Origin of the sequence: Arthrobacter sp. StoSoilB13, assembly GCF_019977255.1 — a bacterium.
Classification (GTDB): Bacteria; Actinomycetota; Actinomycetes; order Actinomycetales; family Micrococcaceae; genus Arthrobacter.
The window spans coordinates 317820-341339 of the sequence record NZ_AP024648.1 but is presented as its reverse complement, the minus strand read 5'-3'; the positions used below and the strand labels follow the sequence as shown (position 1 = coordinate 341339).

Here is a 23520-nt window from a genome sequence, read left to right as displayed (position 1 = left end):
AAACTACCACAATAACTGCTTCACGTTTCGCTCAAAGAGGCCCCGTTTCAAGCCTGCAGCCAGATTGTTATCTGTATTCGCGTCACGATCCCAACGTCCGCGGCACTGTGGCGCTTACGGCCTACTCTCGTAGGTGGGCTAGGAAGATCGCATGAGGCGCGTGACGAGTTCGCGCCAGGAGTCCGTGAGCCTCTTCGGCGAGATGCCGTGAACCCTCACGTCGTTGACGATTCGTTCCGGATCCAGCGCGGAAAGCAGCGACATTGCCATGACCCACGGATCCGTGATGCCGGCCTCCCGCAGCAGGACCTCTACATGTCGGTGGGCAAGGACGGTGGCCGGCACGTCAAAGCGATTGCGGGCATTGGTTGCGGCCGCTTTGAGGAGCTCCCCGTTTTCCAGGACGAAGTAGATACGGCCCTCACCGAAGGCCACCAGGCGCTCGCTCGGCGTCGCGCCCGGGCCCAGTGGTGGCGGACCAAACATGAAGCCGCGCTGGAATTCAGATTCAGAGTCACTCAGAAGGGTCATCATCAGGCCGGCCCGGCTACCAAAGCGGCGGAACACGGTCCCCTTGCCTACTTTGGCCTTGCAGGCGAGCGCGTCCATGGTGAGCGCTTCTACTCCGAACTCGTCAACCAGCTCGCGGGCAGCGCAGAGCAACCGCTCGCGATTCCGGGCGGCATCGCTGCGCTCATGCGGCGGACCAAGGGGCACGTCCGGCTGGATTGGGATCGAGCTCACAAGAAACATTCTAGACCCGGGAATAGAAACCGGACCGCAGTCCGTTTAGTATCAGTGAAGGTCCCAACACTTACAAAGGAGACACCATGTCAAAGAGCACCGTTCTTACCCTCGTCGGCAGCCTCCGCGCTGATTCCCACAACAAGAAGCTCGCCGAAGCCATCCAGCTGAACGCACCGGAGAACGTCGAAGTCCAGATCCACGATTCCCTGGGCACCATCCCGTTCTACAACGAGGACATCGACGTCGAAGGCCAGGTTCCCGCCGAAGCTGCGGCCCTGCGCGCCGCTGCAGCAAACGCCGACACCCTTCTCCTCGTCACCCCCGAGCACAACGGCACCATGCCCGCATCGCTGAAGAACGCCATTGACTGGCTGTCCCGCCCCTACGGCGCCGGCGCACTCAGCGGCAAGCCGACCGCCGTCGTCGGAACCGCTTTCGGCCAGTTCGGCGGAGTCTGGGCACAGGACGAGGCCCGCAAGGCTGTCGGGATCGCCGGCGCCAAGGTCCTTGACGACGTCAAGCTGGCCGTCCCGGGTTCCATGATCCGCTTCGCTGAACTCCACCCGAAGGACGACGCCGAGGTTGTCGAGCAGATCAAGGCTATCTTCGAGCCCCTGACTGCCGTTCAGGAAGAAGAAGCCGCAGCCTAGCCTTACCGCTTTCCTTGCCCCCGCTCCGTGCCTGCGAATTTGCAGGACGGAGCGGGGGCATTTGCGTTTTCCGTGTCTACGGGACGCAGCGTGATCAACTCTTGTCCGAACCGTCACCGTAGCGGCATTTTGCTCCAAGTCACACGGGCCTAACGTTGAACTACAGGTGGACGGACAGGAGCGTGGGGCTGTCATGCGTGCCGGGCGGAGGCCAACAAGTACGACGGCGATCCCGGCTGCCTGCCTCGTGCTGGGTCTGCTGCTGGCCGGCTGCACTTCGGACCCGGGTCGTTTGCCATCGCCCGAGGCTGGTTCGCCTGTTCCCGTGGCGGGCCCCTCGAGTCCGGCGCGTGATGGCAATGCTGCCGCGGATGGGGCCTCCGGCGCTCCGTCTCTGCCGTCCACGACGACCGGGGGCACTGCGGACCGTGATTCGACAGCCGAACCTTCCAGCACTTCGGGCCCTGGGGGCGGGGGCAGTTCCGGCAGTTCCGGCAATTCCGGCACGGGTACCCCTGGCATTGGGGCGACCGAAACGCCCAAGCAAGGTGACGCCGTCGAGCCTGTACCCGTCGCTACGCCGAGCCCTTCACCGACGGCTGTTGCTCCCGTCGCCCGGGCTGCGACCGTACCCCAGGACCTGAATTTGGGGCCGGCTGTCTACTACGTTGCCGTTGACGACGGGGGCTCAAGAGGTGTCCGCTTCGGATGCAACGACAGTCTGGTGCCTGTCCGGGGCGCCCTGGCGCCCGGCGACCCTTTGACGCTGGCCCTGAGCCGCCTGCTGGAAGCCGGCATGCCCCTGGACACTGGGGCGGGCCTCTACGATTCGCTGGCTAATTCCTCCTTGCACTTCGCGTCGGGATACGTCAGCGGAGCAACCGTGGTGGTGAATTTGAGTGGAACGTTGCGCCCCGGAGGAGTCTGCGACATCCCGCGCATTGAAGCCCAGTTGACCCACACCATCGTCTCCGCCAGCGGAGCATCCCGGGCCGAAATCTACATCAATGGCAAGACTTTGGCTGAGGCGCTGAGCCTGCGTTAGTGCGGTTACTGCAGTCAGTGGGGTTAGTGCGCTTTGTGCGCGCGGACCGTCCGGATTTGTTAAGGCCTGGGGCCGCAGCCTCTCAAGCCGTTGCGATGGCCAGCACCCGCCGGAGCGCCCACGCCACGCGGAGCAGCGCAAGCACGGACGCGAAGGCGAGAACGAAGACAACCGCCTCCGGGATCCAGAGGCCCCTGGGCCCATCGCCCTCCAGCACCACGGTGACGAGGGCAGCCACCACCAGCAGGCCAAGCCCCGGGATGGCGAACAGGAACACTTCTCCGATTTGGCGACGATGCAAGGCGGTGAGCTTCTCCAGGGGAAGCTCACGCTGCCCGGGCGCCGCCTTTTTGCCGAGCACGTTGATCAGCATGGAGACGCTGGTGAGCGTGAGGCCAGCGGTAGCACCAGCCAACGTAGCGAGGGTTTGGAACAGGGTTCGACGGGCACCTGGATCGACGCCCTCCAGCATCAAGGGCTGCTCCAAAAGCCGGGCCAAGCCAAGCCCCATCAGCACAGCCACTACCGCCCACGCATAGTCTGCCGGCGGATGGAGCAGAAACCACCTCCACACCGTCCGGCGGCGCCCGGCGTGCTCTACGTCAACCTCGTACAAGCTCATGATCCGCGCTGCCTTCTGATCCCCCCGCTGGTTTAACATCCCCGGGCTTTGCCTTGGCGGCTTCCTCCTTTGTGGACGCTGCCAGAGCTTCCCGCACTGCCGCCATTCCACCTGCGACGATGTCCGGCACAGGGACCGAGTCTGCTGAGCCTCTGATTTCCGGCAGCGTGAGGGCGAAGAATGCTTCGTTATCCCTGGCCTGTTTGTTCAGGATTGCGACTGCCTCGGCAGCGGACTTCCGGGGATCGTTGAACACATCGGGGTCCACTTCGACGTGGGAGATGAAACGCTCTTTCAGCAGGTCAACCACCTCGCGGTCACCGGTCAGGGAGTCCTTGCCCTCGGCCACGACGTAGTCGAAGTGCTCTACGGATCCCGCCCTGCGGAAGAGGTCAATGAGCTGCTGGATGCGTTCCCGGATCCGTTGCTTGTCCCCGGCCCCTCCCGAACGGCCCACAGTGAGGGAAATCCGGAAGGTTCCCTCAGTCATCAGGCGCGAGGCACTCTCCAGAACGTCAGCCCATTCACCCTCCATCAACTTTCCGGAGAGGCGTTCAGCAGGAAGCGCGAACTCGAAGCGACTCACCTCAAGCCTGGTAAGGATCTCCTCAATATCCTCACGGACCACCGGGACCAGTCCGGGTTCAAGCCCCAGCATGCCTTCGAGGTACTCCCCCATCCTGGAAGCCCGGGGGCCGTTGCCACTGGTCAACACGGCGATGACGTTCCGCTTCAGGAAGGCAAAGTAGGTGGTTTCCAGAAGATGGTCACCCGGCTCCAAGGGGAGGGGCTTGCGGCGTCCAAGCGCATCCCCAACGCTGGGCAGGTTCGTATCGCGGACCCGATCCAGGAGGATTACCGGATGCGGTGAGAAAGATGCGGTCTGGGCAACCAACACCGTGCCGTCCATGCCGATGAAATGCCGGTCCGTCCCAGCTTCCTGGGCCTTCTTGAGTACCTCCGCAACGCGGCGCGCCGGAAACGGAGCGCGCAGATCCTCGCCATTCAGTTGGTCAATGCGCCAGAACTGCACACTGCGTCTTGCCATCCGCCCTCCCCTGCCTGCGGTCTTTGCTACTGATTCCAAGCTAATGGCGGGGTCAGACATTAAAGCCGGGTTCCGACGTCGTGCGCTTTCATCTGCCCAAACCGCGCTGCTTACGGCCTGTATTTGGGCCCTTGGGCGAAGAGCGCATCCATCTCGTCGTGGCTGCGGGTGCCTGCCAATCCTGCCCAGTTACCGTCGCCCAGAATTTCCTTCGCCACCCGTGCGACTTTTGCGTAGGCAGCTTTAGCCGTATTGCCGCCGATGCTGACGCGCCGTATGCCGGCGTCGTGAAGTTCGAGTGGCGAAGGCGCACCTACTCCCGCAAGGGCATTAAGGGGCGCGGGGATCTTGCTGGAGAGTTCGTGCAGGACGTGAAGGTCCACGACCCCGGGAACGAAGATGCCGTCCGCACCCGCCGTGAGGTAGGACTCAGCACGGCGCAAGGTCTCGTCGTAAGCGTTGTCCGAATATTGTCCGGAGAGGTATGTGTCGGTTCGGGCATTGATGAACAACGGGATTCCACGCTCGTCCGCCACGGCACGGATCAAGGCGATACGCCGCGATTGTTCTTTGATGTCCGTCAGTGGCTCCGCAGCCGAGTCCTCGATGTTGATGCCGATCGCACCGGCATCCAGCACTCCGTGCACGGTGGCCCGAAGTTCATCGTCCGTGCGCCCGTATCCAGTTTCGATGTCGGCAGTTACCGGCAGTTTGGTTGCCCCTACCACCCGCCCAAGCGCCGCCATCGCCAGTCCCCAAGGCACGTGGTCCCCGTCCCGGAAGCCCAGGCTCCAGGAAACTGCCGAGCTTGAGGTAGCTATCGCCGTCGCACCAGCCTCCTGCACCACGCGGGCGGAAGCCGCGTCCCAAACGTTCACCAGGACCAGCGGCATGGGTCCGGCGTCGTGAAGCTTGTGGAAGAGTTCGGCTTTGGTCACGGATCCCCGGTGCAGTGTCATAGCTACATTCCAGCCCCTACCGTTCCCGGCGTAAAGGAAACCAGGCAAACCGGCGCGTTCTTGAAAACATATGTTGCCTCATTAGCAACCTTCAGGAGTATCCTGTCACTGTGACCCACGAAACATTGGATGCCGGCACCAAGCTGCCCGCTGAAGCCATCGACGCCATTGAGCGGGGCCGCCACGGCCGCCGCCCACCCGCACGAGGAACTGTTCTCCGCGCGGGCCGCCAACATCAAGCAGTCCGCTGTCCGCGACGTCTTCGATATCTCCATGCGGCCCGGCCTTGTCTCGCTCGCAGGCGGCAACCCATACCTGCAGTCGCTGCCGCTGGAAAAGCTTGGCCAGACCGCCGCCAGGATCATCGCCGAAGACGGGATGACCGCCCTGCAATACGGCGGTGGCCAAGGGACAGCTGAACTGCGCCAGCAAGTCTGCGCGATCATGGCCGCAGAAGGCATCATGGACGCCCAGCCTGAAAACATCGTGATTACAGCAGGTTCCCAGTCAGCGCAGGATGTGGCGACCAAGGTCTTCTGCAATCCCGGCGACGTGGTCCTCGTCGAAAACCCCACTTACGTCGGGGCCCTGAATACGTTCGAGGCCTACCAGGTGCAGGTGGAGCCAGTCGAAATGGACGACGACGGGTTGGTACCTGAGTTGCTTGAGGCCAGGATCGCCGCGCTCCAGGCAGAAGGCAAGAGCATCAAGTTCCTCTATACGATCCCCAACTTCAACAATCCCTCGGGCATCACCCTGGCAGAGTCGCGCAGGCAGAGGATCGTAGATATATGCCGCAAGGCGAATATCATCGTGCTGGAGGACAACCCCTACGGCCTGCTGCGGTTTGACGGCCACCCGATCGCACCGATGCGGGCTGCAAATCCCGATGACGTCATCTATCTGGGGTCCTTCTCCAAGATCTTCGCGCCGGGTCTCCGCATTGGCTGGGCCTTGGTGCCCGCACACCTGCAGCGTCGGTTCTACCTGGCCTCCGAAGCAGTCACGCTTTGCCCGCCGCCCCTGAACCAAATGCTTGTCTCCGCATATTTGCGTGACTACGACTGGCGGGGGCAAATCGAAACCTACCGCGGCCTGTATGCGGAACGCTGCAAAGCCCTTCTCAGCGCCCTGGACGAATACATGCCAGCGGGGCTCTCGTGGACACGTCCCGATGGTGGATTCTTCGTCTGGGTCACGTTGCCCCAAAACGTGGACACCTACCCTTTGTTGAAGAAGGCCATCGATGCGGGGGTTGTCTTCATACCCGGCGCAGCGTTCTCGCCGGCAGATGGCCCGTCCAACAAGCTTCGTCTGGCGTTCAGTGCTGTACCGCCGGATACGATTGCCGAAGGCGTACGTCGTCTGGCCCCTGTTCTCGCAGAGGCCATCAAAGCCACCACTGAAGGAGCAGCACTATGACCGGGGTTGTCATTGTAGGAGTAGACGGTAGCGAGACGGCGATGAGGGCGGCCAAGGCTGCCCAGCAACTGGCCATCGGGATTGGCGCCAGTCTTCGCGTGGTGAGCGCATTTGATAGCAACAAGACCGAGGTAGTTGAGATCGGGACCGATAAATGGATCGTGTCAGACGCTGCGGAAGCCGAAGCCGTCGCCCGCACAGTGGCGGAGCGCCTGGCTGATGAGCGCCTCGAGGTAACGTACTCGGCTGCCCGCGGCAAGCCCGGCGAAGCCTTGGTCAAAGAAGCAGAAATGCTCGAAGCGCGGTTGATCGTGGTGGGCAACCGGCGCATGCAAGGCCTTGGTCGTGTCCTTGGCAGCGTAGCCAACACGGTGGCCCACAATGCCCCCTGCGATGTCTACATCGCCAAGACCGGCCAACCGTAAGCGACCTGAATCACGCCGCCGGGTGGGGAGCCTCACCCGGCTTTTGGCGTGATTTTGGCCTGTCCCCCGAAGTCATCGTTATAAAATTGAGATGCCCCCAATGGCGTGAGCCATCCTCCATCAACTGACTTCAGGGGACTTCACTTGCTTACTTTGCAGCCGCGCCAGCGCGTTGGACACGACATCCTGCTTGCCCGCCACGGCAACAGCATCAGCACGATGCGTTTTGACCGCGCGAATGACCGCATCATCGCGATGCTCGACGACGGCTCCTGGGACAGCGCCCCCAACATGATTTCCCCCAGCCTGAACATGCCGGAAACTCTCACCAGCATCATGCGCAAGGACTGGCGGTTCCTCTCCCTTGCCTGCGTCGCAATGATCACCTTCGCAGCCATGGCTATGGGCATCAGCGTGGAGATGGCAAACCACATGTCCACCACGGAACTTCAGGCATTGCTGGTCAACTACCCCGCGTTCTAAAGCGGGGCCGCCCTTACAGCAGGTGCTGGCCTGGCCTCAGAGCATCCACTCCCGCAGGAGCCACCACAAACCCGCGATGACGGTACCGCCGAACAAAGACCCGGCGACGACTTGACCGAGCGTATGGGCGCGAAGCACCACCCGCGACCACCCCACGGCCGGAACAATCACCAACACGGGCAGCCAAGCAGGCCCAAACATCAAAACGGTAATGACGGCAGCGGCTGCGATGGCCGAAGCGTGTCCACTCATCTTCCAAAAAGCACTCACCACCGCCAGAACGGCAATGCCTCCGAGCAGCGCAATGATCATCACTGAAACGCTCGTCGGACCCCCGATCAGCTGGAGCACCCCCACGCCCACCAGCACCGAAATCAAGGCAAGCAACAGCAACGGGGGCCGCTGCCGGCGGTCGCTGACATGATGATCGGTGATTCTGCCCAGCCTGACCATCACCAGCACGTACGCCAACGGCAGGACACAGACGAAGAGAGCTCCCAGCAGCCCAAAACCCATGGTCTCGGGAAAGCCGGGTTCGATAGCCGGACTGATCAACAGGAGAGCCGTCACTACGATGGGCGGCTGGAAGGCTTCCGTCAGGACCCGGGCAACAACGCGCCAGGGTCCTGACAGCAACCGGACAGGCACATGACCAGAGTTGCCAGAAGCCACAGCGGTGTTCGACCCTGAAGCCGCCGTGTTTGCGGCCGGGCGATCAGTCAAAGCAACCCCGATCAGTCAAGCAACCCCGATCAGTCAAGCAACCCCGATCAGTCAAGCAATAGGGCCGGTTCTTCAAGGATGGCAGCCACATCGGCCATGAAGCGGGCCGAGAGGTCGCCGTCCACCACCCGGTGGTCAAAGGAGCCACCCAGCGTGGTGATCCACCGCGGAATCACTTCCCCGTCCAAAACCCACGGCTTCTGCTTGATGGTTCCAAACGCAATGATGGCAACCTCGCCCGGGTTGATGATGGGCGTACCCGTATCAATGCCAAGCGCACCGATGTTGGTGATGGTCAGGCTGCCGCCCTGCATCTCGGCGGGCTGCGTCTTGCCCGCCCGGGCCTTGGTGGCGAGATCGTTCAGGGCGAGGGCCAGCTCCTTGAGGGAGAGGTCCTGTGCGTCTTTGATATTGGGCACCATCAAGCCACGCGGTGTTGCAGCTGCAATGCCCAGGTTCATGAAGTGCTTGATCTGGATCTCCGCACCGCCGTTGCCATCAGCGTTCTCCACCCACGTGGCGTTGACACTGGGGTTCCGCGCGGCCGCCCAAATGACTGCCTTGGCCAAAATAAGCAGCGGGGATACCTTGATTCCCTCGAAGTCCCGCGAAACCTTGAGCCGTTTGACGAACTCCATGGTCCGGCTCGCATCGACGTCAACAAAGATGCTGACGTGCGGTGCCGTGAACGCGGACTCCACCATGGCCTTGGCGGTCGCCTTACGCACACCCTTAACGGGTACGCGCTCGATCCTCTGGTCCTGCGGCTTCTTGGAAGCACCCCAGAAAGACTCCGCCTGATCCAGCTCAGCGTCACGCTGCGCCTGATAGCTGACCAGGTCCTCGCGGGTCACCTCGCCGCGCTGTCCCGTGGCTACGACGTCGGCAAGGTCAATGCCGAGATCACGGGCGAACTTGCGCACCGGCGGCTTCGCCAGGACTTTGTTGACGAGCCCGCTGATGGTGCCGCTGATGGCGGCACCGCGTGATGCGGCGGTCTGGGCCGTTGACGCTCCCGGCGCCGTGCCTTCCGACGTCGTGACTTCCGGCGCTTGGGTGGCAGGCGCTTGGGTAGCGGGCGCTTGGGTGACCTGCGGTTGGGTGACCGGCGCGACGGCGGCACGTGCCGACGTCGGGCGATGAGGCACCGGCGCCTGGGCTGCTTGGGCAGCCAGAACCGCTTGGTGGTCCTGGACTGTACCTTCGGCGTTTTCGGCGACCGTAGTTGCCTCGCCAGCACCGGCTGGCCGCTTGCGCGCACGGCGCTTCACGGCGTCGGCCTTGGGGCCGGAACCCACCAGCGGTCCGCCTGCCGGGCCGTTTTCGCCGTTGTCGGTATCAGCGGGAAGCTTGCCGTAGAGAGGGGTATCGGCCGCGGGAGCCGACGCCGGAGCCTGGGTCACCGGTCCTGCGTCCCCGGGCTGGTTGTCCGAAACGGCGATGATTGCCGTGCCGACCTCCACTGTGATGCCTTCCTCGACCAACAGCTCGGTGACCGTTCCGGCGAAGGGCGAAGGGAGCTCAACGAGCGATTTCGCTGTCTCGATCTCGCACAGGACGTCGTTGATTGCAACGGTGTCGCCGGGCTTGACTTTCCAAGCCACTACCTCGGCCTCGGTCAGGCCTTCGCCGACGTCCGGCAGGTTGAATTTCTTTACAGTCACGGTGGTCCTCGATTTCCGTCTGCCCGGCTGTGGAGCCGGACTGGATCAGGGCGGTTTAGTAAGCCAGGGAGCGGTCGAGCGCTTCGAGGATCTTGTCGATATCCGGCAAGTAGTCCTCTTCAACCTTGGCCACGGGATACGGCATGTGGAAACCGCCAACGCGGATCACAGGGGCTTCAAGGTGCAGGAACGCCCGTTCGCTGATCCGGGCGGCGATTTCTCCGCCGATGCCACCGAACGTGGGTGCTTCGTGGGCGACGATCAGCCGGCCGGTCTTCTTGACCGACGCCTCAACGGTGTCGAAATCCACAGGCGAGATGGAACGGAGGTCGATGACCTCGATGCTGCGTCCATCCTCAATTGCGGCGTTTGCTGCAGCGAGGGCAACCGGAACCAACGGCCCGTAAGCCACAATCGTGGCGTCCGTCCCTTCGCGGACCACGTGCGCTTTGAACGGGTCTTCTGAGAGACCGGCATTCTCAACATCCACCTCGCCCTTGAGCCAGTAGCGGCGCTTAGGCTCGAAGAAGATCACGGGGTCCTGGCACTCAATGGCCTTCTGGATCATCCAATAAGCATCGTGCGCGTTGGACGGCGAAATGATACGGAGGCCAGCGGTGTGGGCGAACAACGCTTCCGGGGATTCGGAGTGATGCTCGATGGAACCGATGCCGCCACCGTACGGGATCCGAATAACCACAGGAACAGTCAGGCGGCCATGGCTGCGGGCATGGATCTTGGCCAACTGCGTGGTGATCTGGTTGAAAGCCGGATAGACGAAGCCATCAAACTGGATCTCGCACACCGGAAGGTAGCCACGCAAAGCGAGCCCAATAGCGGTACCAACAATGCCGGACTCAGCCAGCGGGCTATCGACGACCCGGTCCGCCCCGAATTCCTTGATCAGGCCGTCGGTCACCCGGTAAACACCACCAAGGTGCCCGATGTCCTCGCCCATCAAGAGGGACTTGGGGTTGCTCTTCAGCGATGCGCGGAGACCTTCGTTGATGGCCTTTGCAATGGTCATTGTTGCCATCAGTTAGCTGCCTCCTGGTCGGCTTCGAAGCCTGCCGAATATTCTTCGAACCACGCCTGTTCCTCCGCAATCAGCGGGTGTGCTTCGGCGTAGACGTTGGCGAAGGAATCCCGGATGTCCGGCACCTCAAGGCCATGCGTAGTGCTGCGGACATACTTGGCCAGCTCATCGCCGTCGGCCTGCACCTGTTCGAAGAAGGCCTCATCGGCGAGCCCCTCAGTCCGCAGGTATTTCTCCAAACGCTCCAGCGGATCCTTCTCACGCCACGCGGCTTCTTCGGCCAGTTCGCGGTACTTGGTGGGGTCGTCCGCTGTGGTGTGTGCGCCAACCCGGTAGGTGTAAGCCTCGATGAGCACCGGGCCCCTGCCTTCACGGGCATGCTCAAGGGCCCATTCAGTGACGGCGTGGACGGCAATGACGTCGTTTCCGTCCACACGGATTCCCGGGAAACCGTAGCCCTTGGCGCGGTTGGCCAACGGGACCTTGGTCTGGACTTCGGTAGGCACGGAGATGGCCCAGTGATTGTTCTGGCAGAAGAAGACAACCGGGGCATCGTAGGAGGCTGCGAAAACCATCGATTCGTGGACGTCGCCTTCGGAGCTGGCGCCGTCACCGAAGTAGGCAATCACCGCAGCCTTGGGATCATTGGAATCACCGGCAACCGCGAGCTTCTGGTCCCGCTGGATGCCCATGGCGTAGCCCACGGCGTGAAGCGTTTGGGCGGCCAGGACCAGGGTGTAGAGGTGGAAGTTGTTCCCCCGCGGGTCCCAGCCTCCGTTGGAGACTCCGCGGAATTGCTTCAACAATTCAGCCAGGTCCACGTTTCGCACCAGTGCGACACCGTGTTCACGATAAGTGGGGAAAATGTAGTCCTGCGGCTGGCTGGCGTGGGCCGAGCCTATCTGGGCGGCCTCCTGACCGGTCAGGGGCACCCACAGTGCGAGTTCGCCTTGGCGCTGCAGAGCAGTGGCTTCCTGGTCAAACCGGCGGATTCTGGCCATGTCGGCATAAAAGACGCGGAGCTTTTCGGGGTCTATCCGCTTGGCATAGTCAGAGAAGACGGGATCGGTGCCTAGCTTTCCGTCAGGGCCGAGCAACTGGACCATCTCTACGGGTTCACCCGAGGCAGCTACAGCCGCTGAGGTTGCCGCCAGAGTTTCATCGGTCCCGGGGGGCAGTTGTGTCGAGCCCATTCCGTCTCCTTGCTTGCCGCAGCTAGTGCCGGGCAATGTCTGTCGCTGGGATATATGCCCATTCCGGAATGCATTCCGGAATGGGCATATATTTTGGCTTTCGTCCTTACTTTATCGGCAGTAAGTAGCGTAGGCGCATTTGTTAACCGCTAGGAACTGTGCGGAGCCTTTGTATAACCTGCACAGAGTTTCAGGAACCGCGTATTGGCTTCCACTTCGCCGATACTGACCCGCACTCCCTCATTTCCGAAGGCCCGGACAGACAAGGCCTGCTCGGCTGCCAACGCCGCAAACTCGCCACTGTTCGCACCCAGGTTCAACCAAACGAAGTTCCCTTGGGCTTCCGGCACGAACCATCCGAGATCGCGAAGACCCGAAGTGACGCGGTCTCTCTCGTCCACCAGGCTTTGTACCCTTTCGACAACCTGGTCGAAATTGTCAAGGGATGTAATCGCGGCGCGCTCTGCAATTTGCGAAACGGCGAAAGGTGTAGCCGTGACGCGAAGGTGCTGGGTGAGCTGCGGGCCGGAAACGCTGTAGCCCACGCGCAGACCCGCCAGCCCGTGGGCTTTGGAGAAAGTCCTCAGCACTACGACATTGGGGTATTTCCGGTAGAGCTTGATCCCGTCTACAGCAGCCTGGTCGCGGACGAATTCCTGGTACGCCTCATCGATGACCACCACCACGTTGGGTGGCACCGACTGGATGAAACGCTCCGTTTCCTCAGCCGTGAGGATGGGTCCCGTGGGATTGTTCGGGGTGCAGAGCAAGATCACCTTGGTACGCACCGTCACCGCTGAGGCCATGGTTTCGAGATCGTGACGGCCATCCGGAAGCAACGGGATCTGCACGCTGGCCGCCCCGGCAAGGCCCACACAAATGGGGTAAGCCTCGAAGGAGCGCCAGGCGTAGATCACCTCGTCCGACTTGCCGTCATCATTCTGGCCCGCAAAAGTGGCAAGAATCTGGTTGAGTGCGCCGAGGCTTCCTGCACCGGTGACGACGTCGTCAGCGGGGACGTCCAGGAAACCAGCCAAAGCATTGCGCAATTTGGTTGCCAGGGGGTCTGGGTATCGGTTGATGTCAGTCTGGTCTGCGATGGCCTGCAACACTGCAGGGATCGGAGGCAGCGGGTTTTCATTGGACGACAATTTGTAGCTGGTGAGGCCCTCAATCGCGGCGGGGGGTTTACCAGCCGCGTACTTGGGGAGCCTGTCCACGACCGGTCGAGGGAGTACGCCCTCCGGTGCGTTGTCAGTAGTAGTCATGGATTCAAGCCTACTTGTACCCCTGCGGCGTTTGGGTGTTCTCCCGCCAACCTTCGTCCTTCTCAAGTTCCCTCTCCTAGTGATGTCCCAGCCGAGCCACAGACGAGTGTGAAAGCATGGGCGCATGGGTTCATTCATAGTTCGCGTCCTGATCAATGGCCTGGCCCTGTGGGTCGCCAGCTGGCTGTTGGAGGGACTGGAGATATCCTCCTCCGCCACTGAAAAGGCGGCAGCCAACGCGGGGATCACTGAAGGCGCGGATGCAGCAGGCATCGTCTTGGCTTACCTCTTTATCGGCCTGATTTTTGGAGTGGTCAACGCGTTCGTGCGCCCGCTGGTGAAGATTCTGTCCCTCCCTGTGACGATCCTGACCCTGGGCCTGTTTACGATCATCATCAATGCGGCAATGCTGTACCTGACAGCGTGGCTGAGCAGCTTTACGCCTGTGCACCTCACCATTGACTCGTTCTTCTGGACAGCCATCCTTGCCTCAATCATCATCAGCATCATCAGCCTGGTTGCCGGACTCATCCCAGGCGCCCGCAAACGCTAGAAGCAGTTCCCGTCGCTCGCGCTCCCGGCACCGTTTGGGCTGCACCCACCATCGCGCTGGACTTACCGCGCCCCGGCCACGGATCGTGTCTCTGGAAGATTGCGGTTACGAAGGCCCCGGCCTCTTGTCCGGCAAGGGTGCCCGTTCCAGTTTGAAGTGCGTTACCTTCGCCGCACCGCCCACACCAACAACACCAGCGAACGCCGCTGTCGAAGCTGCAAGCGAGGCATCCCGACTCTCCGTGACCAATTCGGCGCCTGCTGCGTAGTTCTCCAGTCGGTGACCGGGCCCCAGGCCTGGGTCCTCCCCCTCGGGTGTTTTGACGTCATTGTTCAGCGTGACCGTAACCCTGTCCTTGGTATCCGGGTTTACGCGGCCGTCCGAACCCGGGACCCAGTCCTGGACGTGCTCCAGGTGCAACGCAGCAATTCCCGGTTCCGAGCTAATGCCGCCAGCAGGGGCTCCAGCTGTGAGGACATACCTGAGGTCGAATTCGCTGAGGAACGCCTTGTTCCGGCTGAGGTTCATGGCGTGTGCCCCTCCTTGGCTATGCCCGACTGCTACCACCTGCTCGCCGGCTTCAGCTCCGGCTTCCCTCAACGCCTGACCAATAGCAGGCACCACTTCTTCCGAGTCATAACCGAGGGCTTCACCAACGCCGGGAATATCGAAAGGATTGGTATCTGGTGCTTCGGGTTGTGTTCCCGGAATCAACACCATCCACGAGGACGAGCCATCGTGGTCGAGCTGGATGATCTCAATCTCTCCATCGCCCCGGGCATGGAGTTGCTCGAGTCGCCGGATGCTTTGCGCCATGGATGGATCCACTTGCTCGATCGACTCGTCGATCTTCTCGATGCTCACCGGGCGCGGCCTCAGTCCGGGGACGACGGGTGACTGCAGAAGCCCACGCATGATGTCCCCCGCATCCATGCCCGGTGGAATGATGCTTGTGACCACGTTTTGCGTGATGTCCGGGCCAGGTACCCAGGGAGCACCTGACATCTTCATCTCATCAAGCCTCAACATCCGCGGGAACAGATTCTTGACCTCTGTTTGCACGTAATCGTGATGGCTGGACCGCACACTCGAGCTGACACCAACCAATTCCTGCCGTACCCTGCCTACCTCTTGACCACTTATGGCCACCGCATCGATCGCGGCGCACCCCGAGGCGTACGAGTCGAAGAGGTAGGACCCCAAATCTGCCTTCACCCGGCGGGCTTCCGCTTCCACACCAACCAACTGTTGGACCAACTCGTCAAGCAGTGCCGCTCCACGCAGGAGCTCTTCCAACTGGCAGGATATTCCGCCCACTCCGCCACGAATGCCAAGGATCCCATCGGGGGCGGGCGCCGTAGGTTGGGGGGCTGAACCCGCACCAACAGGAGCAACATCAGCCATCAGTTGCCCCTCCCACCGGAGACAGCTACGTTCTGGGAATGACGGAGAACGGAGGCAGCAGCGACTTCCAATGATTCCCGTGCACGCATTAACGCCGACGCGTGAAGGGCAATAGTTGTCCTGTATGCACTTCCGGCGGGAGACTGCCACTCCTCCAACTGGGTCCGCCGCAAGGATGCCAGCACGGCATCCGTCTGGTCCACGCACGACTTAATACGCCAAGCGAGCCTCTGGACCTCGTGGCTGCGCGAGGCACACTCCAGGGGATCGAAGGTGGGTGGGGTGGCTGCAGGCATCAGGCCGACGCTCATGTCCGTGTACTCCATTGATTGTTCTGCTGATCGGTAGGTATGACGCTACGGAGCCCGGAAACCGGGCGGAAGTGCCGCCGTCGGCTATGTGGATAACGCGCACGGCTGTCCACATAGCGCAGTCATCAACTCGGGCGCCTCCACGGAACATGAAAGAATAGGCACCATGGCTGAATCCCCTCGCGTGTCCCTCGCTTCCGAACCCCTCGCTCTTGGCGCCCTCGATGGCCGGTACCGTGCCGCCGTCGCGCCCCTCGTTGACTACTTGTCCGAGGCCGCATTGAACCGCGATCGCGTTCACGTTGAGGTTGAGTGGCTGATCCACCTGACCAGCCAGTCTGTGCTGCCTGGCGCGGGTCCCCTGACGGACGAGCAGGTTTCGCAGCTCCGTGCCATCGTCACCGAATTCAACGCCGCATCGGTCGACGAACTCGCCGAGATCGAGGCCGTCACCGTCCACGACGTCAAGGCAGTGGAGTACTACATCGGCCGCCGGCTGCCTGCGATTGGCATCGAAAACCTGACAGCCATGGTCCACTTCGGCTGCACTTCGGAGGACATCAACAACCTCTCTTACGCCGTTGGTATCAAGGGCGCCGTAGAGAATGTCTGGCTCCCCAACGCCACCGCACTGGTCCAGCAGATCGAGGCCATGGCCGAAGCCAACCGCTCCGTGCCCATGCTGTCCCGCACGCATGGCCAGCCCGCCACGCCCACCACACTCGGCAAGGAACTGGCGGTCATCGCGCACCGCCTGAACCGCCAGCTGGCACGGATCGCCAAGACCGAATACCTCGGCAAGATCAACGGTGCCACCGGCACATACGCCGCACACGTTGCTTCCGTCCCGAGTGCCGACTGGGAAGCTGTTGCCAAGACCTTCGTCGAAGGACTGGGCCTCACCTGGAACCCGCTCACCACGCAGATCGAAAGTCACGATTGGCAGGCGGAGCTCTACGCCGATATTGCCCGCTTCAACCGCATCCTGCACAATGTCTGCACGGACATCTGGAGCTACATCTCCATCGGATACTTCCGGCAGATTCCTGTTGCTGGTGCCACCGGGTCCTCCACGATGCCGCACAAGGTCAATCCGATCCGCTTCGAAAACGCCGAGGCCAACCTGGAGATCTCCAACGGCCTGCTGGACACTCTGGGCGCAACGCTGGTTACTTCACGCTGGCAGCGCGACCTCACGGACTCCTCCTCACAACGCAACATCGGCGTCGCCTTTGGTCACTCCCTGCTGGCAATCTCCAATGTCGCCAAGGGCCTCAAGGCCCTGGACGTGGCCGAGGAAGTCCTTGCGGGTGACCTCGACACCAACTGGGAGGTCCTGGGCGAAGCCATCCAAATGGTCATGCGTGCAGAGGCCATTGCCGGTGTGGAAGGCATGGAAAACCCCTACGAGCGCCTGAAGGATCTCACCCGGGGGCAGCGCGTGGACGGCGCCAGGATGCAGGAGTTCGTGCAGGGGCTCGGCCTGTCCGCCGACGCCGAAGCCCGCCTGCTCGCCCTCACCCCGGGCAAGTACACCGGCATCGCTGACAAATTGGTGGACCACCTGAAGTAGCAACAAAGGCTGAAGTAGCAACAAACGCTGTACGACGGCGGGCCGGGGCTGGATGCCCAGGCCCGCCGTCGGCGTTTAACCAGGCCCGCCGTCGGCGTTTAAACTAGTGGGCACCCGGCGCGTTCCCGCCCGCTTTGTCACCGGGGCATGCCCTTCCATGTGCGGAGAAACGGCGTGTCGGGGCGTTCGCTTGCGTTAGCCGCTGATTGGCTGGAAGCAACTGGGCAGGAACGCACCGAGCAGGAACGCACCGGGCAGGAACGCATGGCCAAGACAGCAACGACGTAAGGAGCGGAGCACCCATGAAGCTCCTACTGATCAGGCACGGACAGACCCCCGGCAACGTGGCGGGCCAACTGGATACTGCCTTTCCCGGCCCGGGATTGACGGAACTCGGCGAGCGGCAAGCGGCCGCGCTCCCGGAGGCTCTGGCGGACGAGTCCATTCAGGCCCCTCTACACTTCCACCCTGCTCCGGACCCAGCGGACGGTGATACCACTTGCCGCCGCCACGGGACTGGAACCGGAAATCCTGGACGGCGTCCATGAGATTGAGGCAGGAGCCTTGGAGAAGAAGACGGATCATGAATCGCATATGCGGTACATGAGCACGGTGTTCGCTTGGTCTGACGGCGACCTCGACGTTCGCATGCCGGGCGCTTTCAACGGCCATGACTTCTTTGCCCGCTTCGATGCCTCCGTGGAAAAGGTTGCGGCCGCAGGACATTCGACCGCCGCCATCGTCAGCCACGGCGCCGCCATCCGCTGTTGGGCCGGCCGCAGGGCAGAGGATATCGACATGCACTTCGCTGAGACCCATCAATTGCCCAATACCGGAATCGTGGCACTCGAAGGTGATCCGGAATCAGGGTGGCGGGTCCTGCATTGGGACCAGATTCCAGTGGGTGGCCTGGCATTGGCAGACCAGACGGCCGAGGACCCAACAGGCGAGGCGCTCTAAGCATGTTGTGAGGCCTGTTCTGCGAGCCAAATTCCCACGGGAAGGCGCAGAGCGGGCCCCGCAACTCAGGAAATTCAGCAATTCTCCCGAAGCTTACGCGCAGGAAACACGGCGGTAACCACAGCTTCCTAGGCTTAAGACGCATAAACACCTCAGCGAAACCAAGCGAAATGAGGCATCGATGCAGACCAACCCCCGGCTCAATATCCGGCAGGTCACCTGGGCGAACCCGGTAGGCGCTGACCTCCGCGCCGCGCAACAGGCCGAACTGGACGCCCGGTTCGGAACCACGGATCACGAGCCCGGTCCCCCGCCCTCGGAAGCTGACACGGCCGTTTTTGTTGTGGCTTACGAGAAATGCTCCGGACAGCCGCTCGGATGCGGCGGCCTGAGGATGTTGGACGAGAAGACAGCTGAAATCAAGCGACTGTACGTGGTTCCCTACGCACGCGGATCAGGAGTTGCAAGCTCCATCCTCGCCGCACTCGAAGCACAGGCCCACTCACACGGATTCAGCGTCATCGCAGCTGAGGCGGGATCAGCGCAGTCTGATGGACGAAGCTTCTATGTAAGCGCCGGATTCGCTGAAGTTCCCAATTTTGGACCGTATATCGGCGTAAATGGGTCTTACTGCTACTCCAAGCGGATCAACTCCCATAGCGCCTCCCACACGGCGATGGCGTAAACACCTGAGCCCCGGCAGCAACCAAGCGTCGCGCAACATCAAGCACACGCTGCGGTAGTCGGATAATCTCGGAAAATGGAAAAAGCAGACATCACCTTCCGCACGCGTAAATGGGTGCGGCCCGAGGACCTCAATGCCAACGGCACACTCTTCGGTGGAAGCCTGCTGAAGTGGATCGATGAAGAGGCAGCGATCTACGCCATCCTCCAGTTGGGCAATGGCCGCGCGGTCACCAAGTACATCTCCGAAATCAACTTCGTGAGCTCAGCCGTTCAGGGCGACCTCATCGAAATGGGACTGACGGCCAAACGCTTCGGGCGCACGTCCTTGACCATGCGCGCCGAGGTCCGGAATATGATCACCCGGCAGAGCATCCTGACCATCGAGGAGATCGTGTTCGTGAACATGGGCGCTGATGGCCGCCCGCAGCCGCACGGCTACACGGAAATCACGTACGATCGCGACCGCATCCCCACGCACCACCTCACGGAGACCCTGCACGAGGACTGAACCACCCGGCGTCGTGCGTTCACCCGCCCAGGGCTCCCGCCCAGTTACCTCCCCCGGCACCGTGTCCAGGCCCAAGTTCGCCCTGGAATCCCGCGGAACCCCGTTAGGTTTGCGGGATGGAGTACGCAGTAAGTGGGCAGGAACGTCGGATCTTCCGCATTAACGGGTGCTGGCGGCCGCGTGAACGCGGCCGCCAGCCTATGTTTTCCGGTGACGGGAGTGAGTGTCACCGGAACCTATGGGGCGCCTGATTCAGAAAATCAGCGCCGGTCGAACGTCAGCCCGCCGGGCACCTGGAACGTCGGCATGAGCTCAAGCATGCCCACGTTGACGTGGCGCGGCGTTTCGATCGCGTAATCCAGGGCATTGACGATGTCGTCGGTGGTCAGCGACTCATAGCCCTCGTAGTAGGTCTTCCAGGCTTCTTCCATTGCCTCGGGCGTACCGCCCATGTTGCGCCCGAAGATCTCGGTTTCCACCCGTCCCGGGCAGATCTCGGTAACGCGGATCCGCTTACCCACGGTGTCGTTTCGGAGTTGGCGGGAGATTTGGTGCACGGCCGCCTTCGTGGCGTGATAGACGGTGTGGCCGTAGAAGTTGTAGACGCCGGCAATCGAGCTGATGTTGATGACGTGGCCGAGATCGCGCTCCACCATACCGGGCAGGACAAGGCGCGTGAGCTGCAGCAGGCCGCGGAGGTTCACGTCCACGAGCTCGTCGATGTCCTCTTCGGACGAGTCCAGGATGTTGCCCGGCCGGGACACTCCGGCGCAGTTCACCAGGACGTCCACCTTGAGTCCGCTTACGACGGCGGCCAGCGCGGTGGTGTCGGTCAGGTCCACCACATGCGGGACTGCTCCGGTGCGGTCGGCCAGTTCCGCAAGGCGTTCCTCGTTGCGGGCCACGGCGTGGACGGTCAGGCCGCGCTTGGCGAGGCGTTCAGCGATGGCTGCACCCATACCGGTCGAAGCTCCGGTGACGAGGGCGGTGGTGTAGTCGGAAAAAGACATTGGTCCTCCAAAAGGTGGGGATTGGTAGGGGCTCTTACGTCCAGCCACGTGGCCGGACGTAAGAGCCGGAGGTCAGTGATGGCTAGGCGTCGCGCAGCGGTTCATGGGCGCGGTCCTTGACGGTGCTGACGGCGATCAGCGTGCCCAAGGCCGTGATCACTGCGTAGAAGGCCGGCATGTAGATGTTCCCCGTGGATGAAATCAGCCAGGTCATGAGCAACGGAGCCGTGCCGCCGAACAGCGCAGAGGAGATGTTGTAGCCAAGGCCGTAAGCGGAGTAGCGGACCCGGGTGGGGAACAGTTCAACGATGAGGATGTGGATGACGGCGGTGTGGCCGGCGAAAACGACTGCCATGATGCAGGCGCCGAGGATTGCGAGGCCCATTTCACCGGTTGCAATGAGGGCGTAGGAGGGGATGCCGAGGACAGCCATGGCGATTGCGGACCCGGCGATGACCTTCTTGCGTCCAACACGGTCCGAGAGGGCACCCATGAAGGGGATGGCGATACAGATGACCACCAGGCTGCAGGCAGTGACCAGAAGGGCTTGGCCGATAGTGAAGTTCAGCTGCTTGCCTTTGAGGAACGTGGGCATGTAGGAGAAGAGGACGTAGTAGCCGGAGCCGTTCATGAGCGGGATGAAGAGGGCCAGGAGCATGGCACGGCGGTGCTCGGCGGATTTGAAGGCTTCCTTCAGCGGGTTCTTGGAGAGTCCGCCCTCTTCCTTGAGCTTTACGAAGTTGGGGGTATCGGCGATGGCCTTGCGGATGTACCAGCCGATGATGCCCATGGGGATGGCAACGAGGAAGGGGATGCGCCATGCGAAGGAACCGAAGCCGCCGCCGTCGATCGCTGCCTGGGTGAGCCACGGCGACATGGAGAACGCCACAAGGGTACCGGTAAGCAGCGCTGCGAAGGAGGCGATCTGGGCGTATGACGTGATGACACCGCGCTTGCCTTCAGGGGCGTGCTCGGCAAGGAAGGTCATGGCGCCGGCAGCTTCGCCACCAACGGAGAAGCCCTGCAGCATGCGCAGGAGCACCAGCAGGATCGGCGCGGCAATGCCAATGGCCGCATATGGCGGCAAGAGCCCGATGCCTGCCGTGGCAACACTGATCAGGAGAATCACAAAGACCAGTAGCTTTTGCCTGCCGATCCGGTCTCCGAGGTAGCCACAAACAACAGCGCCGAGGGGTCGAACGAAGAACGAGACCGCGTAACCGGCAAACACGAAGAGCAGTGCATTGTCCGGGTTGCCGGGGGCCAGGAAGACCAGGGCCAGCGTTCCCGCCATGAAGGCGAAAATGCCGTTGTCGTAGAGTTCCACGAAGATGCCAACACAACCTGCGGTGACAACCTTGCGGGTTTGGCGGCCCGTGAGCCGCTCATGCTGCGCTGGCGCAGCGTTGGTGCTTGCGGTCATGACTTTTCCTTACTGAGATGAGCGTAGCAACGCCTACTGGTATGACGACAGGGTTTTTAGCTGCATGCCGCAACTGGTAGGTCCTGCCACTGGGGTCGGCATCCGATACCGAGAAGTCCGAAGACGGTGTTGACGGATTCGCGGAGGGTTTCCAGTTGGGCCCGCGAGCGCCTGTGGGCGGCAGTTGCTTCTGCCACTGTGGTTTTCCGAAAACGGACTTTGTCCCCTGGCCTTGCTTGGGCCAGGACATCCAGTCCGGTGCTGGTTACTACTGCAAATACGGGATACCCGGCGGTGACGCCTCGTCCCCGGTGCAGTACCAGCAACTCTTCCCGTGAGGGAACCTCGACGGCGCCCACTGGCACTCCGCGGGACAGCACCTCACCGCTGGAAGTTCTTTCGGGAAGTTCTCCGCCGAGCCGCAGGCCGATGTGGTTGCTGCGGCCACTGACGGCGTATTCCGAGGTGAAGAGCAGTTCACCGGATTCGCCAAATTCGGCGACATCCGGCCCATCGGTCACATCGACCAACAGATCTGTTCCCATGCTTGGCCGTTCAAGGGCCCCAGCCTGAAGAGTGGAAGGTCAAAGTACGGCTGGCGTACCGGGCCAACGCTCCTACGGGTGGGGAGCGTGGTTCCTTCCCGAAGCTGAAGTCCGAATCCCACCACGGTGTCCGGTGCGCAGCTGCCTAGCAGAGTTTCGGCTTCCAGCGAGCCGTGGATAGCCAGGTAGGCGCGGAGCCCGCGGTGGATTCCGCGGATGGACACCGTTTCCCCTGCCCGGACGGACACCGGTTCCCACTGACTGCACGGTCGTCCACCGACCGTGAGCGTGAGCGGGGCACCGGTGACGGCGATCAGGATGTCGGCGTCGGCCTTCATCCGAAAATCAAGGGCCGTGATCTCCACCAGGGGATCATTGTCCGGATTGCCGGCCAGGATATTGGCGGCCCGGGCCGAGTACTGGTCCAGGGCGCCGTTGACCGGAAGCCCGAAACGCGGTCCGCGGGTCCTGCCGAGGTCGGTGACCACGGAGTTGCCCGGCTGCTGGATCAGGATTGCCCCGCTCATGGCTGCACCTCCAACTCCAGTGGCTCCAATTCCACACCAGTGAAGGTGTGGAAGTCCTCCGCGCGGATCTGGCGGAACCTGAGGATGTCGCCTGGCTTGTACGGGACCAGCGGTTCGCGCCGGATATTCAGTACGGACAACGGGGTCTGGCCGATGACGCACCAGCCGCCCGGGGCAACAGCAGGCGCGATAACTGCCTGGCGCCCGGCCACCGCCACGGCGCCCGCAGGCACGCTGAGCCGGGGATCCTTCAAACGCGGGACGGGCTTGGGGAACATGGGCCCGTCCATCATGGGCGAGCCCGCAGGCGCACCCAGGCAGCGGACTGTGTAGGTCTTTTCGGTGTGGAGGCGGATGACCTCGTCCACTGGGATGCCCTGGTGCTCAGCAACACGCACCAAATCCGGGCCGTATTCGCCGCCGTAAACCACGGGGACATCGAACTCCCGGGGCGCCCCCTGCGACCCGCCCGCGTGGGCGATCTCCAGGAGCCCGAGCTTGACGAAGGCGCGAACCTGGCGGGCGGAAACCAGGATGGGATCGAACTCAACCAGCACGGAGTCGTACGTAGGAACCGCACCGTGAAGGCCCTCGGCGCCGCAGCTTTCCAGCCAGTCGGCCAAGCTGTGGACGGTCAGCCAGTTGTCTTCGCTGGCCTCCGAGATCGCCACGACGCGCAGCGCTGAGTCTCCTGACTCGTAGATCTCGGTCGGAGCCGTTGAGAGCACGGACAT

The 23520-nt window shown here is 62.3% G+C and carries 22 protein-coding genes and 3 pseudogenes; 10 read left to right on the top strand and 15 right to left on the bottom strand.

The window, feature by feature from the left end:
- Nucleotides 1-138 precede the first annotated feature (138 nt).
- Nucleotides 139-744 (bottom strand): TetR/AcrR family transcriptional regulator, encoded by a 606-nt coding sequence (locus tag LDP01_RS13855; protein ID WP_224093248.1) that lies wholly within the window; start codon nt 742-744, stop codon nt 139-141.
- A gap of 86 nt (nt 745-830) precedes the next feature.
- On the opposite strand from LDP01_RS13855, the gene LDP01_RS13850 reads away from it, so the two are divergent.
- Entirely contained in the window at nt 831-1397 is a 567-nt protein-coding gene (locus tag LDP01_RS13850; RefSeq protein WP_224093246.1) for an NAD(P)H-dependent oxidoreductase, read from the top strand.
- Between the two features lie 193 nt (nt 1398-1590).
- Nucleotides 1591-2442 (top strand): GerMN domain-containing protein, encoded by an 852-nt coding sequence (locus LDP01_RS13845; protein WP_224093238.1) that lies wholly within the window; start codon nt 1591-1593, stop codon nt 2440-2442.
- Nucleotides 2443-2524: 82 nt separating this feature from the next.
- On the opposite strand, the gene LDP01_RS13840 is transcribed toward LDP01_RS13845, so the two are convergent.
- The 3 genes from LDP01_RS13840 to LDP01_RS13830 form a co-directional block, all read right to left on the bottom strand.
- Nucleotides 2525-3064: a hypothetical protein gene (locus tag LDP01_RS13840; protein ID WP_224093236.1), complete on the bottom strand. Its 540-nt coding sequence runs from the start codon at nt 3062-3064 to the stop codon at nt 2525-2527.
- Nucleotides 3045-4112 carry a hypothetical protein gene (locus LDP01_RS13835; protein ID WP_224093234.1) on the bottom strand — a complete coding sequence of 356 codons (1068 nt, stop codon included), beginning with the start codon at nt 4110-4112 and terminating at the stop codon, nt 3045-3047. Before LDP01_RS13835 ends, LDP01_RS13840 begins: the two co-directional genes overlap by 20 nt.
- 110 nt (nt 4113-4222) lie before the next feature.
- On the bottom strand, nt 4223-5071 hold the full coding sequence (locus LDP01_RS13830; protein ID WP_224093232.1) for an isocitrate lyase/PEP mutase family protein: 849 nt from the start codon (nt 5069-5071) through the stop codon (nt 4223-4225).
- Between the two features lie 110 nt (nt 5072-5181).
- Here LDP01_RS13830 and LDP01_RS13825 point away from each other — a divergent pair.
- The 3 genes and pseudogenes from LDP01_RS13825 to LDP01_RS13815 all read left to right on the top strand — a co-directional run bounded on the left by LDP01_RS13825 (nt 5182) and on the right by LDP01_RS13815 (nt 7401).
- Nucleotides 5182-6493 (top strand): annotated as a pseudogene (locus LDP01_RS13825) (aminotransferase-like domain-containing protein).
- Entirely contained in the window at nt 6490-6918 is a 429-nt protein-coding gene (locus tag LDP01_RS13820; RefSeq protein WP_224093230.1) for a universal stress protein, read from the top strand. The pseudogene LDP01_RS13825 and the gene LDP01_RS13820 overlap by 4 nt, the downstream one beginning before the upstream one ends.
- A 144-nt stretch (nt 6919-7062) precedes the next feature.
- Nucleotides 7063-7401, top strand: coding sequence for a hypothetical protein (locus LDP01_RS13815; protein WP_224093208.1), 339 nt, complete (start codon nt 7063-7065; stop codon nt 7399-7401).
- Nucleotides 7402-7437: 36 nt separating this feature from the next.
- Here the strand turns inward: LDP01_RS13815 and LDP01_RS13810 are convergent, their stop codons facing one another.
- From LDP01_RS13810 to LDP01_RS13790, 5 genes are all read right to left on the bottom strand, one after another.
- Nucleotides 7438-8034: a phosphatase PAP2 family protein gene (locus tag LDP01_RS13810; protein ID WP_224093836.1), complete on the bottom strand. Its 597-nt coding sequence runs from the start codon at nt 8032-8034 to the stop codon at nt 7438-7440.
- 137 nt (nt 8035-8171) lie between these two features.
- On the bottom strand, nt 8172-9788 hold the full coding sequence (locus tag LDP01_RS13805; RefSeq protein ID WP_224093206.1) for a dihydrolipoamide acetyltransferase family protein: 1617 nt from the start codon (nt 9786-9788) through the stop codon (nt 8172-8174).
- Between the two features lie 55 nt (nt 9789-9843).
- Nucleotides 9844-10824, bottom strand: coding sequence for an alpha-ketoacid dehydrogenase subunit beta (locus tag LDP01_RS13800; RefSeq protein WP_224093205.1), 981 nt, complete (start codon nt 10822-10824; stop codon nt 9844-9846).
- Nucleotides 10824-12017, bottom strand: a complete 1194-nt coding sequence (pdhA, locus tag LDP01_RS13795) for a pyruvate dehydrogenase (acetyl-transferring) E1 component subunit alpha (RefSeq protein WP_224093203.1) — start codon at nt 12015-12017, stop codon at nt 10824-10826. Before pdhA ends, LDP01_RS13800 begins: the two co-directional genes overlap by 1 nt.
- A 149-nt stretch (nt 12018-12166) precedes the next feature.
- Complete coding sequence (locus tag LDP01_RS13790; RefSeq protein ID WP_224093201.1) at nt 12167-13285, bottom strand: histidinol-phosphate transaminase; 1119 nt, start codon at nt 13283-13285, stop codon at nt 12167-12169.
- A gap of 124 nt (nt 13286-13409) precedes the next feature.
- Here LDP01_RS13790 and LDP01_RS13785 point away from each other — a divergent pair, with 124 nt between their 5' ends.
- A complete protein-coding gene (locus LDP01_RS13785; RefSeq protein WP_224093193.1) occupies nt 13410-13838 on the top strand; it encodes a phage holin family protein in 429 nt (142 codons plus the stop codon).
- A 105-nt stretch (nt 13839-13943) separates the two neighbouring features.
- Here the strand turns inward: LDP01_RS13785 and LDP01_RS13780 are convergent, their stop codons facing one another.
- On the bottom strand, nt 13944-15242 hold the full coding sequence (locus LDP01_RS13780; protein WP_224093191.1) for an alpha/beta hydrolase family protein: 1299 nt from the start codon (nt 15240-15242) through the stop codon (nt 13944-13946).
- Nucleotides 15242-15553 carry a hypothetical protein gene (locus tag LDP01_RS13775; protein WP_224093189.1) on the bottom strand — a complete coding sequence of 104 codons (312 nt, stop codon included), beginning with the start codon at nt 15551-15553 and terminating at the stop codon, nt 15242-15244. The genes LDP01_RS13780 and LDP01_RS13775 overlap by 1 nt, the downstream gene beginning before the upstream one ends.
- A 166-nt stretch (nt 15554-15719) precedes the next feature.
- Here LDP01_RS13775 and purB point away from each other — a divergent pair, with 166 nt between their 5' ends.
- The 4 genes and pseudogenes from purB (at nt 15720) to LDP01_RS13755 (ending at nt 19281) form a co-directional block, all read left to right on the top strand.
- Nucleotides 15720-17126, top strand: coding sequence for an adenylosuccinate lyase (gene purB, locus LDP01_RS13770; protein ID WP_224093186.1), 1407 nt, complete (start codon nt 15720-15722; stop codon nt 17124-17126).
- Between the two features lie 302 nt (nt 17127-17428).
- A pseudogene (locus tag LDP01_RS13765) lies at nt 17429-18086 on the top strand (histidine phosphatase family protein).
- Nucleotides 18087-18267: 181 nt separating this feature from the next.
- On the top strand, nt 18268-18771 hold the full coding sequence (locus tag LDP01_RS13760) for a GNAT family N-acetyltransferase (RefSeq protein ID WP_224093183.1): 504 nt from the start codon (nt 18268-18270) through the stop codon (nt 18769-18771).
- 75 nt (nt 18772-18846) lie between these two features.
- Nucleotides 18847-19281 (top strand): acyl-CoA thioesterase, encoded by a 435-nt coding sequence (locus LDP01_RS13755; RefSeq protein WP_224093181.1) that lies wholly within the window; start codon nt 18847-18849, stop codon nt 19279-19281.
- A gap of 260 nt (nt 19282-19541) precedes the next feature.
- Here the strand turns inward: LDP01_RS13755 and LDP01_RS13750 are convergent, their stop codons facing one another.
- The 4 genes and pseudogenes from LDP01_RS13750 to LDP01_RS13735 all read right to left on the bottom strand — a co-directional run bounded on the left by LDP01_RS13750 (nt 19542) and on the right by LDP01_RS13735 (nt 23520).
- Complete coding sequence (locus LDP01_RS13750; RefSeq protein ID WP_224093172.1) at nt 19542-20291, bottom strand: SDR family oxidoreductase; 750 nt, start codon at nt 20289-20291, stop codon at nt 19542-19544.
- Nucleotides 20292-20373: 82 nt separating this feature from the next.
- Entirely contained in the window at nt 20374-21714 is a 1341-nt protein-coding gene (locus LDP01_RS13745; RefSeq protein WP_223934937.1) for an MFS transporter, read from the bottom strand.
- 56 nt (nt 21715-21770) lie between these two features.
- Nucleotides 21771-22786: pseudogene (locus LDP01_RS13740) on the bottom strand (5-oxoprolinase subunit C family protein).
- Nucleotides 22783-23520, bottom strand: a complete 738-nt coding sequence (locus LDP01_RS13735) for a 5-oxoprolinase subunit B family protein (RefSeq protein WP_224093170.1) — start codon at nt 23518-23520, stop codon at nt 22783-22785. The pseudogene LDP01_RS13740 and the gene LDP01_RS13735 overlap by 4 nt, the downstream one beginning before the upstream one ends.